This window comes from Vibrio tetraodonis (assembly GCF_003350295.1).
GTDB lineage: Bacteria > Pseudomonadota > Gammaproteobacteria > Enterobacterales > Vibrionaceae > Vibrio > Vibrio tetraodonis.
Genome location: NZ_QLYY01000017.1, coordinates 20906 through 35144 on the forward strand (window position 1 = coordinate 20906; position 14239 = coordinate 35144).

The following is a 14239-nucleotide window of genomic DNA, read 5'->3' on the forward strand; positions in this document are numbered from 1 at the left end:
GAGTCGTTATGATTAATAATGGTAAGGATATTGGGTTTATCCATGACATTGCGAGCCTTGATAAACTTCGTCAGAAAGCGGTTGATGGCGATGAAAATAGAGAAAAAGAAGCGCTAAGTGCTGCAGCTAAGCAATTTGAGTCGATCTTTACAACCATGCTACTTAAGTCAATGAGAGATGCTAACTCAACTTTTGAATCTGGGTTAATGGATAGTCAAAATCAACAGTTTTACCGTCAAATGATGGATGAGCAAATGGCGAGTGAGCTGAGTTCTTCTGGTTCTCTTGGTTTAGCTGATATGATTGTTGCTCAGTTGTCTTCTGGTTCAGTTGAAAACCCCAATGCAAAAGCTCGTGAAGTCAATTTTGAGGCTATGATGAGAAAGATTGATAATATTCGTCAGCCTAAGCCGGTTTCAAGCTCTGTTCCTATCGAGCGTTCAGAGATAGCAAGTTCCCAGCCGTTCGACTCTCCTCAGTCCTTTGTAAATACAATGAAGCCCTATGCGGAAAGAGCTGCTCGAGCTCTGGGCGTGGATTCTTCTCTGATATTGGCCCAAGCCGCTCTTGAAACAGGCTGGGGGGAAAAAGTCATTGCTAATACTCGTGGAAGTAGTCATAACTTATTTAACATTAAAGCTGATAAACGATGGACTGGCGATAAAGTCGCAACTCAAACGCTCGAATATCATCAAGGTATTCCGGTGAAAGAAAATGCGGCATTTAGGTCATACTCGAGCTTTGAAGATAGCTTTAACGATTATGTCCAATTTTTGAACGATAACCCTCGATATAATTCAGCTCTGCGTCACCAAGGGAACAATGAGAGTTTTATTAGAGGAATTCATCAAGCTGGTTATGCCACAGACCCTGAATATGCTGACAAAGTATTGAAAGTCAAAGCTCAAATTGAACAGATGTAATTACTCATTCAGCATAGAAATCACTAGTAAAAACGGCAACAGTCATTATTTTTGACCTCTATTTATCGATGTTATCGATAAGGTTGCCGCATCCCGCATCCCGCATCCCGCATCCCGCATCCCGCCACTTGGCACGTATATTGCTAAATAATCAGTTAAGATATTCAGTTGTACTGCTTTTAAGGTTTTACTGGGGGGCGACATGGCATCTGATCTACTGAACCTTGGTGCGCAAAGCGTACTTACGGCTCAGAGACAACTTAACACCACTGGACACAATATCTCTAATGTTAATACAAAGGGTTATAATCGCCAGTCGGTCATACAAGGCACGAACATGCCGCATCAATACGGTGGGGAAACCTATGGTATGGGTGTTCATGTGGATAAAGTTCGCCGCTCTTGGGATCAATTTGCCGTTAATGAACTGAATCTTTCTACCACTAACCATGCCAATAGAGTTGATGACGAAGAAAACTTAGAAATGCTATCTAGCATGCTAGACTCTGTTGCTTCGAAAAAAATACCCGAAAACCTTAATGAATGGTTTGATGCGGTTAAATCATTAGCTGATAGCCCCAATGATGTGGGTGCTCGAAAAGTAGTACTCGAAAAAGCCGATCTGATTACTCAAAACCTCAATGACTTTCATGAGACAGTGCGTTTGCAATCAGATATCGCGAACAAAAAGCTGGACCTTGCTATCGAGCGTGTAAACCAATTGGCCATAGAGATAAGGGATATGCATCGTTTGATGATGCGAACTCCTGGCCCTCACAATGATCTTATGGATACTCACGAAAAGCTCATTGCAGAGCTTTCTGAATATACAAAAGTGACGGTGACACCAAGAAAAAATGCCGAAGGCTTTAACGTTCATATTGGTAACGGTCATACCTTAGTATCAGGCACTGAAGCAAGTCAGCTAACGATGATCGATGGCTATCCTGATGTCCATCAGCACAGATTAGCGATGATTGAAGGGAAAGGACTTAAAGCAATCACGACAAGGGATATTGATGGCAAAATTGGCGCCATGTTATCAATGCGTGATGAGAAAATCCCTTACTTGATGGATGAATTGGGAAGGATGACGACGGCTTTTTCTCATGATATTAACCAACTTCAATCTCAGGGATTGGACTTACGAGGCAATATTGGCGGCTTGATGTTTACCGATGTCAACTCTCAAGTAGTGGCTAAATCCCGAGTGGTGACATCATCAAACTCTACTGCAGATATCGAAGTGTATATTGAAGACCTTAGCCGCTTAATCGGAGGAGAATATTCGCTTCAATATACAGATGGCGACTATTACATTACTCGTCCAAATGGACAGCAATCCATAGTGCCTGTCATAGGTAACTCAATCGCTATAGATGGGATACGGATTGATATAAAAAATGGCCTTCAAGCCGGAGAAAGAGTGCTAATCAGGCCGACTCGAAACGCGGCAGCACAAATTAAAATGGAGACTAATGATCCTTCGGAAATTGCAGCACAAAGCTATGAAGCATCGACTACCTTTGCTCAAGGTAGTGCAGAGTTTTTCATCGTTAATGCTGGTGATTTACGCGAATTTGAGGTCATTATCTCACCTAATGGCCAGCAGTTCGCTGTTACTGATACGGACGGAAATATTCTCTTAGCACCTCAGCCTTATCCGCCGTCTGGTCCTGTTACCGTGTTAGGTACTTCGTTCGCAATTACGCCGGGAGCATTACCTAATGATAAGTTTACGGCAAACCTTGTCCCCTCTGAAGGTGATAACGGCAACCTTCTGAATATGCAGGATATTCAGACTAAAAAGCATTTGAATGATGGTGAATCTACAGTATTAGACCTCTATCATAACCTGAATACGGATGTCGGGCTGAAAATGTCTACCGCTTCACGTCTAACTGATGTATCGCGATTAGAGAAAGAGACGGCGCAAGAACGCATAGCCACTATTTCGGGTGTGAATCTCGATGAAGAGGCGGCCAATATGATGAAATTTCAGCAAATATACATGGCTTCTTCACGTATCATGCAGGCTTCCAATGATACTTTTAACGCCATATTGGCGTTGAGATAGGAGGCCGATAAATGATGACCCGAATTTCTAGCTTCCATAACTATGAGGCCGTACAGAATGATATCCGTCGCCAAGAGTCCAAAATACATCATAATCAAGCCCAATTAGCGTCGGGTAAGAAGTTATTAACGGCAAGTGATGAGCCACTGGCGACTCATTACATTCAAAACATCGGTCAACAGAATGAGCAACTACGTCAGTTTACGGATGCCATTGTCCTAAGTCGAAATCGCCTTGAGCATCACGAAGTGATTATTGCAAACGCTGAACAATATGCCGATGAAGCCAAGCGTACTGTCATGGAAATGATCAACGGTTCTTTGGCTCCTGAAGATCGGCTTGCCAAACGACGTGAGTTGCAGGAGCTGGCGAACAACTTTCTAAATTTGTCTAACGTACAAGACGAAATTGGCAACTATATCTTTGCGGGAACCAAGCCTAAAAACCAACCATTCTTTCGTGATAGAGATGGAAATATTTCTTACGCGGGTGATGATTACCAACGCAAGATGAAGGTTTCTAATAGCTTAGAAATCCCGATAAACGACCCTGGTAGCAAACTCTTTATGGAGATTGATAACCCACTGGGCGACTTCGAACCAGAGTATGAATTAAATGAAGCCTCTGAGTTGTTGCTAGAGCGAGCGACCAATTTTAATAGAGATGATCAGTCAGTCTATAAAGTAACCTTTGTCGATATGCCTGATGGAAATTTTGGCTACCAACTTGAGCGAGACGGAGCTGTGGTCAGCGCGGATACATTCAATCCGGTGACCGGTGTGAGATTTGAAGATATCACCATACAAATAAAGGGACAAATTACAAAGGGTGATGCAATAACACTCGTTCCGAGAAAAACCTACAGCATCTTTGATACCTTCAAGAAAGCAATGTTGCTATCGGAAGGCTCTGTCTCTGATGCATCGAATACGGCGAAGTTACATCAAGTTACCGAAGAATTTCATGCTGGATTTATCCATCTTAATGAAGCAAGGACAGATGTAGGGGCTCGCTTGAGTACTTTAGATATTCAAGAAGAGCAGCACGAAGATTTTAAACTTACGTTGGCCAAATCGAAGAGTACTTTTGAGGACCTAGACTACGCTGATGCTGTTATTGAGTTTAATGAAAACTCTAGAGCGCTTCAGGCATCTCATAAAGCCTTCGGAAAAACCAAAGAATTAACACTATTTAACTATATCTAGCTTTACTGCCATACGAGCTTTGCCGTATGTGCGAAGTAAGATATTACTTCTTGGTCAGAACATTGTTTGAACCAGTGGCAACCAAGTGGCAAAGATGCGGCAAGAAGTTTGCCGCAAGGGGTTATCGGCAAACCTCGTTAGGGAATAACCTATGTGAGTTTACGATAACATATTGAAAAATATTGTGAAAATCATTTTTCTATTGATTATTTAAAGTTGGCACACTACTTGTATTCTTGTAAGCAAGAGTTTAACTAGCAGGTTTTAAGTGGGTGTTGCCTACTTAGCAAGTCATCTACGGTCAGTGCTTCCAACTGAGATTAAGCTGGCCGCTTCGCAAGTACTTGCGAACTCAATAGGAGAGCAGACTATGACCATTAATGTAAATACTAACGTATCGGCGATGACCGCCCAACGTTACTTAACTAAGTCGACGAATGACTTGAACACCTCGATGGAAAGACTTTCATCTGGGCACCGAATCAACAGTGCGAAAGACGATGCGGCCGGTCTACAAATATCTAACCGTTTGACAGCACAAAGCCGTGGCCTAGATGTGGCGATGCGTAATGCTAATGATGGTATCTCGATTTCGCAGACAGCAGAGGGTGCCATGAACGAATCAACCATTGTTCTGCAGCGGATTCGTGACTTGTCACTACAATCGGCAAACGGTACCAACTCACTCTCTGAACGTATCGCTCTAAATGAAGAAGTATTGGCATTGCAAGATGAATTGAACCGTATCGCGGAAACTACATCTTTCGGTGGACGTAAACTTCTGAATGGTTCATTTGGAGAGTCAGCTTTCCAAATAGGCGCAAGTTCTGGTGAAGCCATTATTATGGGCCTAACCAGTATCCGCGCTGATGAACCTAGAATGGGAGGCCAGTCATTCATTGCAGATCCATTGAAAGGTAAAGACAAAAACTGGGGCGTGCCAGCTACGGCAAGAGATATCAAGTTTGAGTTTACAACCAAAGCTGGTGAGGCCATTACCTTAGATATTCTTGCTAAAGAAGGCGATGATATCGAAGAATTAGCTACTTATATTAATGGTCAAACAGACAAAATAAGTGCTTCGGTTGACCAAGATGGTCGGTTGCAGGTTTTTGTCGCAGAGCCACACATTGAAGGTAACTTAAATATTTCTGGTGCTCTTGCTACCGAGGTTGGTTTAAGTGGTGGCCCAGGCCAGTTGACCACAGTTAGAGATATTGATGTCACAACGGCTGGTGGCGCACAAAATGCGGTGGGGATTGTCGATTCGGCGCTTAGATATATTGATTCTCAACGTGCTGACTTGGGTGCGAAGCAAAACCGACTAAGCCATAGTATTAACAACTTAGCCAATATTCAAGAAAACGTAGCGGCATCAAATAGCCGAATCAAAGACACTGACTTTGCTAAGGAAACAACCGCGTTAACCAAAGCACAGATATTGCAACAGGCAGGTACATCAATACTTGCTCAAGCAAAACAGTTGCCAAACTCTGCAATCTCGTTATTGCAGTAGTAGTGAATATCTTCACTAGCAGTATCCAGACGTGGATTAGTGAAGATGTTCCGGCAAGCATGGACTTCTAAGTATTAAGAGCTCTCTCACACTCGCTCTATTCACTTAAAGTCAATGCATACGGAAGCCAGGCTGTGATCATTTCTCTCGATCTCCACAATGGCGACCACAATAGCCCCGGTTCTCTCAAAGGAAAGGGGCTTTTCTTTTTTTATCAGTGCTTTATCTTCAACTTTCTGGATAGATTCCACAGTGTCGTTTCTCCCCCCACCGACCAATAGCGTTAAATCTTTAGCTCACGATTCAATATTTGCAAGCCCGATCAACCTATTTATGTTTTCCTAGGTCACATAAAGGAATTTTATATTTTGTTCTAAAGTAAATTATTTCTGCGTCGTTAATAAGGGTACTTTGAGAGAACTTGGTTTACCGAGACGTCGGAAACCTTTCGAAACTTCCGGTCTACGGAAAATCAATAGGAGTAACCACTATGGCGGTTAATGTAAACACTAACGTTGCGGCTATGACGGCACAACGCTATTTGAATAGCGCGTCGGCTGCCCAACAAACCTCGATGGAGCGATTATCTTCAGGGTTTAAAATTAACAGTGCTAAGGATGACGCAGCTGGTATGCAGATTTCGAATCGCTTGGCTTCCCAAAGTAGGGGGCTTGATGTGGCGGTACGAAATGCCAACGACGGCATATCCATTACACAAACAGCTGAAGGTGCAATGAATGAAACGACCAACATTCTGCAGCGAATGCGAGATCTTTCCCTACAGTCAGCTAACGGTTCGAACTCCAAGTCTGAACGGATCGCTTTGCAAGAGGAGGTAACGGCACTAAATGATGAATTGAACCGTATTGCGGAGACAACATCTTTTGGTGGTAATAAACTTCTCAACGGTACTTATGCAACTCGATCTTTCCAAATCGGTGCAGATAACGGTGAGGCTGTGATGCTCACGCTCGAAAACCTACGTAGTGATAATAGGATGATGGGCGGTAGTATTTATGTAGCGGCTGAGGCAAAAGATAAAGATTGGGGAGTTGATGCTGCGGCTAATGAGCTGACCATTGCTTTCACCGACGTCTTTGGTGAGGCCCAAAACATTACCATTAATGCTAAAGAAGGTGATGATATTGAGGAACTGGCAACCTATATCAATGGTCAAAATGATATGGTTAAAGCCTCGGTTGGGGATGATGGTAATATCCAGATATTCGCTGGAAACAATAAAGTGGATGGTGATCTGACATTTGGTGGCTCATTAGCTGGTGAACTTAACTTTGGTGCCGCTGACGCAGTAACGGTTGATACCGTGGATATTACCTCAGTAGCTGGTGCCCAAGAAGCAGTGGCGATTGTTGATACTGCACTGCAGTTTGTCGATAGTCACCGAGCTGAACTTGGTGCATTCCAAAACCGTTTCAGCCATGCGATCAGTAACTTAGATAACATTAACGAAAATGTAAATGCGTCTAAGAGCCGGATCAAAGACACAGATTTTGCCAAAGAAACCACTGCATTAACTAAATCTCAGATCCTTACTCAGGCATCGAGTTCTGTTCTTGCACAGGCAAAGCAAGCGCCCAACTCAGCGTTGGGGCTTCTAGGCTAAGAAAGTGATGTATTAGCAAATAGAAAGTCATGACTTTAAACAAAAATCCAGCGATAGCTGGATTTTTTATATCTTGTTGCCAGTCACTTAGTACAGGCTTGGCTAGAAAATCAAAGATATGATAGAAAATGGTGGCTACGACGGGATTTGAACCTGTGACCCCATCATTATGAGTGATGTGCTCTAACCAGCTGAGCTACGTAGCCATTGTGAACAGATATTTGGTTTACATCTGAATGAGAAGAGTATGGCAGGTCTACCTGGATTCGAACCAGGGAATGACGGGATCAAAACCCGTTGCCTTACCACTTGGCGATAGACCTACATGAGTTAACTGAAGTAGCTAACAAATTTATGGTGCGGAAGGAGAGACTTGAACTCTCACACCTTGCGGCGCCAGAACCTAAATCTGGTGCGTCTACCAATTCCGCCACTTCCGCAACTAATTCTGTAATCGGCCAGATAATTGGTGTATCTGACTGATATTGTATATGGCAGGTCTACCTGGATTCGAACCAGGGAATGACGGGATCAAAACCCGTTGCCTTACCACTTGGCGATAGACCTGCAGGGTTAACTGCAATAGTTAACAATTTATGGTGCGGAAGGAGAGACTTGAACTCTCACACCTTGCGGCGCCAGAACCTAAATCTGGTGCGTCTACCAATTCCGCCACTTCCGCATCTTGATTCTACAGGACCAATAGCCAAGGCTAATAGTCAAAATAAATGGTGGCTACGACGGGATTCGAACCTGTGACCCCATCATTATGAGTGATGTGCTCTAACCAGCTGAGCTACGTAGCCATAAATTATGGTGCGGAAGGAGAGACTTGAACTCTCACACCTTGCGGCGCCAGAACCTAAATCTGGTGCGTCTACCAATTCCGCCACTTCCGCAACTAATTCTGTAATCGGCCAGACAATTGGTGGATCTGACTGGATATTGTATATGGCAGGTCTACCTGGATTCGAACCAGGGAATGACGGGATCAAAACCCGTTGCCTTACCACTTGGCGATAGACCTGCAGGGTTAACTGCAATAGTTAACAAATATATGGTGCGGAAGGAGAGACTTGAACTCTCACACCTTGCGGCGCCAGAACCTAAATCTGGTGCGTCTACCAATTCCGCCACTTCCGCAACTAATTTTGTAACCGGCCAGATAATTGGTGATTCTGACTGATATTGTATATGGCAGGTCTACCTGGATTCGAACCAGGGAATGACGGGATCAAAACCCGTTGCCTTACCACTTGGCGATAGACCTGCAGGGTTAACTGCAATAGTTAACAATCTATGGTGCGGAAGGAGAGACTTGAACTCTCACACCTTGCGGCGCCAGAACCTAAATCTGGTGCGTCTACCAATTCCGCCACTTCCGCAACTAATTTTGTAATCGGCCAGATAATTGGTGAATCTGACTGATATTATATATGGCAGGTCTACCTGGATTCGAACCAGGGAATGACGGGATCAAAACCCGTTGCCTTACCACTTGGCGATAGACCTGCAGGGTTAACTGCAATAGTTAACAATCTATGGTGCGGAAGGAGAGACTTGAACTCTCACACCTTGCGGCGCCAGAACCTAAATCTGGTGCGTCTACCAATTCCGCCACTTCCGCATAAATTGTATTTGTAGAATATCTCAAGATGGTGCGGAAGGAGAGACTTGAACTCTCACACCTTGCGGCGCCAGAACCTAAATCTGGTGCGTCTACCAATTCCGCCACTTCCGCGTCTTGATTCTACAGGACCAATAACCAAAGCTAATAGTCAAAATAAATGGTGGCTACGACGGGATTCGAACCTGTGACCCCATCATTATGAGTGATGTGCTCTAACCAGCTGAGCTACGTAGCCACTCGTGAGCGTGACAATATAAACGTTCGCGCTCCTAGTGACAAGCCCTTTTTCTAAAAGGCTCAACACTTTAAATAATTGGCAGGTCTACCTGGATTCGAACCAGGGAATGACGGGATCAAAACCCGTTGCCTTACCACTTGGCGATAGACCTACATGAGTTAACTGAAATAGCTAACAAATTTATGGTGCGGAAGGAGAGACTTGAACTCTCACACCTTGCGGCGCCAGAACCTAAATCTGGTGCGTCTACCAATTCCGCCACTTCCGCATCTATTCCTAAATACTTTAGAATAAAGCTTTTAGGAATGGTGGCTACGACGGGATTTGAACCTGTGACCCCATCATTATGAGTGATGTGCTCTAACCAGCTGAGCTACGTAGCCATACCATATTTTGTTCTCTTCAATAACTTAGTTTATTGTTGGGAACGGCGCGCATTATGCGAAGTTGAAGCAAAGCCGTCAATAGTTTTTTTGAATAAATGCCGTGAAATCAACTGTTCGGTTTCTTTTTAAACAAAGAGCCGCGTTAATGAGTAAAAAGTGAGGGTAAAATGAAGAACATTTACCAAGTTTATTTATTTGATTACTCAAGTGAAAAAATAAAGCCAACCAAGCGGCTGGCTTTTATTGTCAATGACTTGCGCGGAAATTACACATTGAAGCGGAAATGCACTACGTCACCATCTTTGACGATGTAATCTTTGCCTTCCAAACGCCATTTACCCGCATCTTTTGCACCACTTTCACCCTGGTATTGAATATAGTCCTCGTAGCCAACGACTTCAGCGCGAATAAACCCTTTTTCAAAGTCGGTATGAATCTTACCAGCTGCTTGAGGAGCGGTAGCACCAACTGGAATAGTCCATGCTCTGACTTCTTTTACGCCAGCAGTAAAGTAAGTATGTAGAGTCAAAAGCTCATAACCTGAACGAATTACCCGGTTTAACCCAGGCTCTTCAATGCCCATGTCTGCTAGAAACTCTTCTCTGTCTTCGTCTTCAAGCTCTGATAATTCAGATTCTATTGCTGCGCAAACCGGCACCACTACATTGTTTTCTTTTGCGGCAAATTCACGTACAGCATCAAGATATGGGTTATCTTCGAATCCATCTTCATTGACATTGGCAATGTACATGGTTGGTTTGAGAGTCAGAAAATTGAGGTATCCAATTGCTGCAAGCTCCTCTTTTGCTAGCTCGACAGTTCGAGCCATTCCGCCTTCTGTTAGTACGGGTAGAAGCTTTTCTAGAACGACTAATTCGAACTTGGCATCCTTATCACCGCCTTTTGCTTTTTTAGCGTTGCGTTGGATGGCTCGCTCACATGAATCTAAGTCTGCCATAGCTAATTCAAGGTTGATGACTTCAATGTCTTCAATTGGCGAAACTTTCCCTGCTACATGGACGATATTTTCATTTTCAAAACAACGTACTACGTGACCAATTGCATCGGTTTCTCTAATGTTAGCAAGAAACTTATTGCCCAAACCTTCACCTCTTGAAGCGCCAGCAACCAGCCCTGCAATATCCACAAACTCCATAGTGGTCGGGATGATTTTTTGCGGGTTAACTATGTTCGCTAGGGCGTCAAGTCGCAAGTCTGGTACAGGAACGACGCCAGTATTTGGCTCGATTGTACAGAATGGAAAGTTAGCTGCTTCGATTCCAGCTTTAGTTAGTGCGTTAAACAGAGTTGATTTACCTACGTTTGGTAAACCAACGATGCCACATTTAAAACCCATGATAATAACCTTATTCTGCTTTGAACGTGTGTAGGCGGTTTTGTGCTTTTGCTAAGCCGTCCTTGAGTAGTATATCCAAGCTACGTACTGCTTCGTCAGTCGCAGCGTCAAGGAGTTCTTGCTCTTTAACTGGTGCCTTACCCAATACAAAGCCCGCTACTTTGTCTTTGTGCCCTGGATGGCCAATACCTATCCTGAGGCGGTAAAAATCTTTGCAATTACCCAATTTACTTATGGTGTCGCGCAGGCCGTTGTGCCCGCCATGGCCGCCACCTTTTTTAAACTTAGCGATACCTGGAGGTAAATCCAGCTCATCGTGCGCAACCATGATTTCTTCAGGTTTTATTTGGTAGAACTTGGCCAAAGCGGCAATCGATTTACCTGATAAATTCATAAATGTGGTCGGGATGAGTAAACGGAGATCTTGTCCATGAATGATTAGGCGGCCTGTCATACCAAAAAACTTGGGTTCATTTTTGAGTATGATGTTATGGGCGCGCGCCAGCTCTTCAACGACCCAAGCCCCTGCGTTGTGTCGAGTTTTAGAATATTCAGGGCCAGGGTTAGCGAGTCCGACAAGAAGTTTAATTGATTGGCTCACGGTAAAGATCTCTGTTGGCATCTTAAAAGCGCGGTATGATAACACAGAAATATTCGTCTGGGCGAGGTATCCGTTTATCTGGTGTGAATATGAAAAATAAAACACCTCTATGGGAGGTGTTTTAGTACATTCTCTGTTGTGTTCAATTTGACTTAATTGAACATTGCTGAGATTGATTCTTCATTGCTGATACGGCGAATCGCTTCTGCAAGCATACGAGATAGACTTAGTGTGGTGACTTTACCTGTCGCTTGCATTTCTTTTGATAGCGTCACTGAGTCAGTGACTATGACTTGGTCTAGCACTGAATTTTTGATGTTTTGATGGGCATTACCAGAGAAAACAGCATGAGTGGCGTAGGCGAAAACTCGTTTAGCACCGCGCTCTTTGAGCGCCTCTGCTGCTTTACACAAGGTGCCACCTGTGTCGATCATATCGTCAACAATCACGCAGTCTCGGTTTTCGACGTCACCAATCAAGTTCATGACTTCAGATACGTTTGCACGAGGACGACGCTTATCAACAATCGCGATATCAATATCGCCTAGTGCTTTCGCCGTCGCACGTGCCCTAACCACACCACCAAGGTCTGGTGATACGACAACAGGGTTCTCGAGTCCTCGTGCTTCCATGTCATCCAGAAGAACAGGTGTACCAAAGATGTTATCTACTGGAACATCAAAGAAACCTTGAATCTGCTCAGCGTGTAGGTCGATGGTAAGTACACGGTCAACACCAACGTTCGACAAAAAGTCAGCGACGACTTTGGCAGTAATAGGTACACGTGCAGAGCGAACTCGGCGGTCTTGGCGAGCATAGCCAAAATAAGGGATAACTGCTGTAATACGGCCCGCAGAAGCGCGGCGCATTGCATCAATCATCACGACCAATTCCATTAGGTTATCGTTAGTTGGTGCGCAGGTGGATTGGATGATGAAAACATCACTACCACGTACATTTTCGTTGATTTGAACAGCGACTTCGCCATCAGAAAAACGAGAAACAGTTGCATCACCAAGGGAGATGTAGAGACGATCAGCAATACGTTGGGCTAGTTCAGGTGTAGCGTTACCAGCAAATAGCTTCATATCAGGCACGGTAGAAACCTCAGGGTTGCGTCCAGTATTTAGATTATATTATGTGCTAAGCAATAGTTAGCAAGTGTCTCATAAAGAGGTGAAATATTTTTCCCTCTAGCTACGAAAGCTGAGACATTGTCAGGCAATAATTCAAGAGCCTTGTTGGCCTCATTTTGGCTTGAAAACTCAGCAAAAACGCAGGATCCGGTTCCTGTAAGTCTTGACGGCGCATATTGTAACAGCCATGAAAGTTGCTTATCAACCTCTGGGTACAGCATTCTCACAACTTTTTCGCAATCGTTTTCGTAAGGACTGCTTAGAAGCGTATCCAGATCACGTTTTGGCGAATTTCTGTGCAGCTTCGGATGGGAAAATATCTCGGCGGTGGCGATAGATACTCCTGGTCTCACTACTAGGTAGTATTTCTCTTCGGGCTGAGCTTTTGCTAGTTTTTCACCGACACCTTCGGCGAAGGCAGCGAAACCCTGTGTGAAAACTGGTACATCGGCGCCAAGAGCTAAACCAATCTGTGCAAGTTCATCTTGAGATACTTTTGTCTGCCAAAGATGGTTTAGCGCAACAAGCGTTGTAGCGGCATTGGAAGACCCACCACCTATACCTCCACCCATGGGTAATTTTTTATTGAGTTTGATATGGGCGCCATAGGTGCAGTTCGTCTTTGTTCTTAATGCATCCGCTGCTCGATAAATAAGGTTGTCTTTAGTCGGTACACCAGGAAGTTCAGGTTCAATGGTAATCTCGCCAGTGTTATTAGCCGTGATAGTGATTTCATCGCCATAATCCAAAAATTGAAATAAGGTCTGTAAGTCGTGATAACCATTGTCTCTTTGCCCTGTAATATACAAGAATAGATTAAGCTTTGCGGGCGATGGCCAAACGGTGGTGTCATGGATCATTGTTCAATATTCCAGTCGGAAATGATGATATTTATTTTGATATTTCCCTGCGTTAACTTGAGTTTGTGTGGCAATGGGAGTGTTTGGTGTTGATATTGTACGTCTTGATAACTTAGATAATCGAGTTGCCAAACTTTACTCTGCACTTGTTTAGTCAGCGACGCTAAAGTATTAGTGTCGTTAAGCACAAAGTTATCGGCACCTTCAGGACTACCTAAAAACCAGCTATTGAGCTGTTCAACTGGCAAATTCAGCCCAGTGAGGCGATAAATAAGTGATTGAGCATCATGAGAGGTAAAAGTCTCATCTTGGTAAGTCTCAATAGAGGAGCCTTCAGGGGTGATTTTTAGGTTGAGTGCTGTTTGGCCAAGAAAAGTCGTTAGCCGCAGCTGTTTGAAGCTTGAGCTGTGTTTCCACTGGAAGTTGAGTGACTGGCGCTGCTCGGGTGAAATATAGCCGAGTTTCCCACTGGTTTTGTATTTATTTATTGAGGCAAGTTTTTGCTGTTGTGTTTGCCATTCAACATTTGTAGTACTTGGATCAATGGAAGTACAACCTGAGAGAAACAATCCGCTGAGTATAAAAGTGATGAAGAGACGAGAATTGACCGTCATTGTGTAATATTTGTCCATGTTGAATGGTGTCGGTGGGCCAGAGTATACCATTGAAATCACGAAGTGATGAAA

At 43.9% G+C, this 14239-nt stretch carries 10 protein-coding genes and 18 tRNA genes; 5 read left to right on the forward strand and 23 right to left on the reverse strand.

The window, feature by feature from the left end; genetic code table 11:
* Positions 1 to 8 precede the first annotated feature (8 nt).
* From flgJ to DPF90_RS13040, 5 genes are all read left to right on the forward strand, one after another.
* Positions 9 to 923 (forward strand): flagellar assembly peptidoglycan hydrolase FlgJ, encoded by a 915-nt coding sequence (gene flgJ, locus DPF90_RS13020; protein ID WP_114786793.1) that lies wholly within the window; start codon positions 9 to 11, stop codon positions 921 to 923.
* 202 nt (positions 924 to 1125) lie between these two features.
* The gene (gene flgK, locus DPF90_RS13025) at positions 1126 to 3000 is read left to right on the forward strand and encodes a flagellar hook-associated protein FlgK (RefSeq protein WP_114786794.1); all 1875 of its coding nucleotides are present in this window, start codon (positions 1126 to 1128) and stop codon (positions 2998 to 3000) included.
* Between the two features lie 11 nt (positions 3001 to 3011).
* Complete coding sequence (gene flgL, locus DPF90_RS13030; protein WP_114786795.1) at positions 3012 to 4205, forward strand: flagellar hook-associated protein FlgL; 1194 nt, start codon at positions 3012 to 3014, stop codon at positions 4203 to 4205.
* Between the two features lie 370 nt (positions 4206 to 4575).
* Positions 4576 to 5721, forward strand: coding sequence for a flagellin (locus DPF90_RS13035; RefSeq protein WP_114786796.1), 1146 nt, complete (start codon positions 4576 to 4578; stop codon positions 5719 to 5721).
* Between the two features lie 490 nt (positions 5722 to 6211).
* Entirely contained in the window at positions 6212 to 7345 is a 1134-nt protein-coding gene (locus DPF90_RS13040) for a flagellin (protein ID WP_114786797.1), read from the forward strand.
* A gap of 129 nt (positions 7346 to 7474) precedes the next feature.
* Here the strand turns inward: DPF90_RS13040 and DPF90_RS13045 are convergent.
* From DPF90_RS13045 to lolB, 23 genes are all read right to left on the reverse strand, one after another.
* Positions 7475 to 7551: transfer RNA gene (locus DPF90_RS13045), tRNA-Met, on the reverse strand.
* Positions 7552 to 7593: 42 nt separating this feature from the next.
* Positions 7594 to 7668 (reverse strand) — tRNA-Gln (locus tag DPF90_RS13050).
* A 32-nt stretch (positions 7669 to 7700) separates the two neighbouring features.
* Positions 7701 to 7785: transfer RNA gene (locus DPF90_RS13055), tRNA-Leu, on the reverse strand.
* Between the two features lie 52 nt (positions 7786 to 7837).
* Positions 7838 to 7912, reverse strand: a tRNA-Gln gene (locus DPF90_RS13060).
* 30 nt (positions 7913 to 7942) lie between these two features.
* Positions 7943 to 8027 (reverse strand) — tRNA-Leu (locus DPF90_RS13065).
* A gap of 47 nt (positions 8028 to 8074) precedes the next feature.
* Positions 8075 to 8151, reverse strand: a tRNA-Met gene (locus DPF90_RS13070).
* A gap of 8 nt (positions 8152 to 8159) precedes the next feature.
* Positions 8160 to 8244, reverse strand: a tRNA-Leu gene (locus tag DPF90_RS13075).
* Positions 8245 to 8297: 53 nt separating this feature from the next.
* Positions 8298 to 8372, reverse strand: a tRNA-Gln gene (locus tag DPF90_RS13080).
* A 31-nt stretch (positions 8373 to 8403) separates the two neighbouring features.
* A tRNA-Leu gene (locus DPF90_RS13085) sits at positions 8404 to 8488 on the reverse strand.
* 52 nt (positions 8489 to 8540) lie between these two features.
* Positions 8541 to 8615 (reverse strand) — tRNA-Gln (locus DPF90_RS13090).
* 30 nt (positions 8616 to 8645) lie between these two features.
* Positions 8646 to 8730 (reverse strand) — tRNA-Leu (locus tag DPF90_RS13095).
* 52 nt (positions 8731 to 8782) lie between these two features.
* Positions 8783 to 8857 (reverse strand) — tRNA-Gln (locus DPF90_RS13100).
* A 30-nt stretch (positions 8858 to 8887) separates the two neighbouring features.
* Positions 8888 to 8972 (reverse strand) — tRNA-Leu (locus DPF90_RS13105).
* Positions 8973 to 9001: 29 nt separating this feature from the next.
* Positions 9002 to 9086 (reverse strand) — tRNA-Leu (locus tag DPF90_RS13110).
* A 47-nt stretch (positions 9087 to 9133) separates the two neighbouring features.
* Positions 9134 to 9210 (reverse strand) — tRNA-Met (locus DPF90_RS13115).
* A 79-nt stretch (positions 9211 to 9289) separates the two neighbouring features.
* A tRNA-Gln gene (locus tag DPF90_RS13120) sits at positions 9290 to 9364 on the reverse strand.
* A gap of 32 nt (positions 9365 to 9396) precedes the next feature.
* A tRNA-Leu gene (locus tag DPF90_RS13125) sits at positions 9397 to 9481 on the reverse strand.
* A 38-nt stretch (positions 9482 to 9519) separates the two neighbouring features.
* Positions 9520 to 9596: transfer RNA gene (locus tag DPF90_RS13130), tRNA-Met, on the reverse strand.
* A 268-nt stretch (positions 9597 to 9864) separates the two neighbouring features.
* Positions 9865 to 10956: a redox-regulated ATPase YchF gene (ychF, locus tag DPF90_RS13135; RefSeq protein WP_114786798.1), complete on the reverse strand. Its 1092-nt coding sequence runs from the start codon at positions 10954 to 10956 to the stop codon at positions 9865 to 9867.
* A gap of 10 nt (positions 10957 to 10966) precedes the next feature.
* The gene (gene pth, locus DPF90_RS13140; protein WP_114786916.1) at positions 10967 to 11557 is read right to left on the reverse strand and encodes an aminoacyl-tRNA hydrolase; all 591 of its coding nucleotides are present in this window, start codon (positions 11555 to 11557) and stop codon (positions 10967 to 10969) included.
* 152 nt (positions 11558 to 11709) lie between these two features.
* Positions 11710 to 12654, reverse strand: a complete 945-nt coding sequence (locus DPF90_RS13145; RefSeq protein ID WP_114786799.1) for a ribose-phosphate pyrophosphokinase — start codon at positions 12652 to 12654, stop codon at positions 11710 to 11712.
* 29 nt (positions 12655 to 12683) lie between these two features.
* Positions 12684 to 13553 (reverse strand): 4-(cytidine 5'-diphospho)-2-C-methyl-D-erythritol kinase, encoded by an 870-nt coding sequence (ispE, locus tag DPF90_RS13150; RefSeq protein ID WP_114786800.1) that lies wholly within the window; start codon positions 13551 to 13553, stop codon positions 12684 to 12686.
* On the reverse strand, positions 13550 to 14167 hold the full coding sequence (lolB, locus tag DPF90_RS13155) for a lipoprotein insertase outer membrane protein LolB (protein ID WP_114786917.1): 618 nt from the start codon (positions 14165 to 14167) through the stop codon (positions 13550 to 13552). Before lolB ends, ispE begins: the two co-directional genes overlap by 4 nt.
* Between the last annotated feature and the right edge of the window lie 72 nt (positions 14168 to 14239).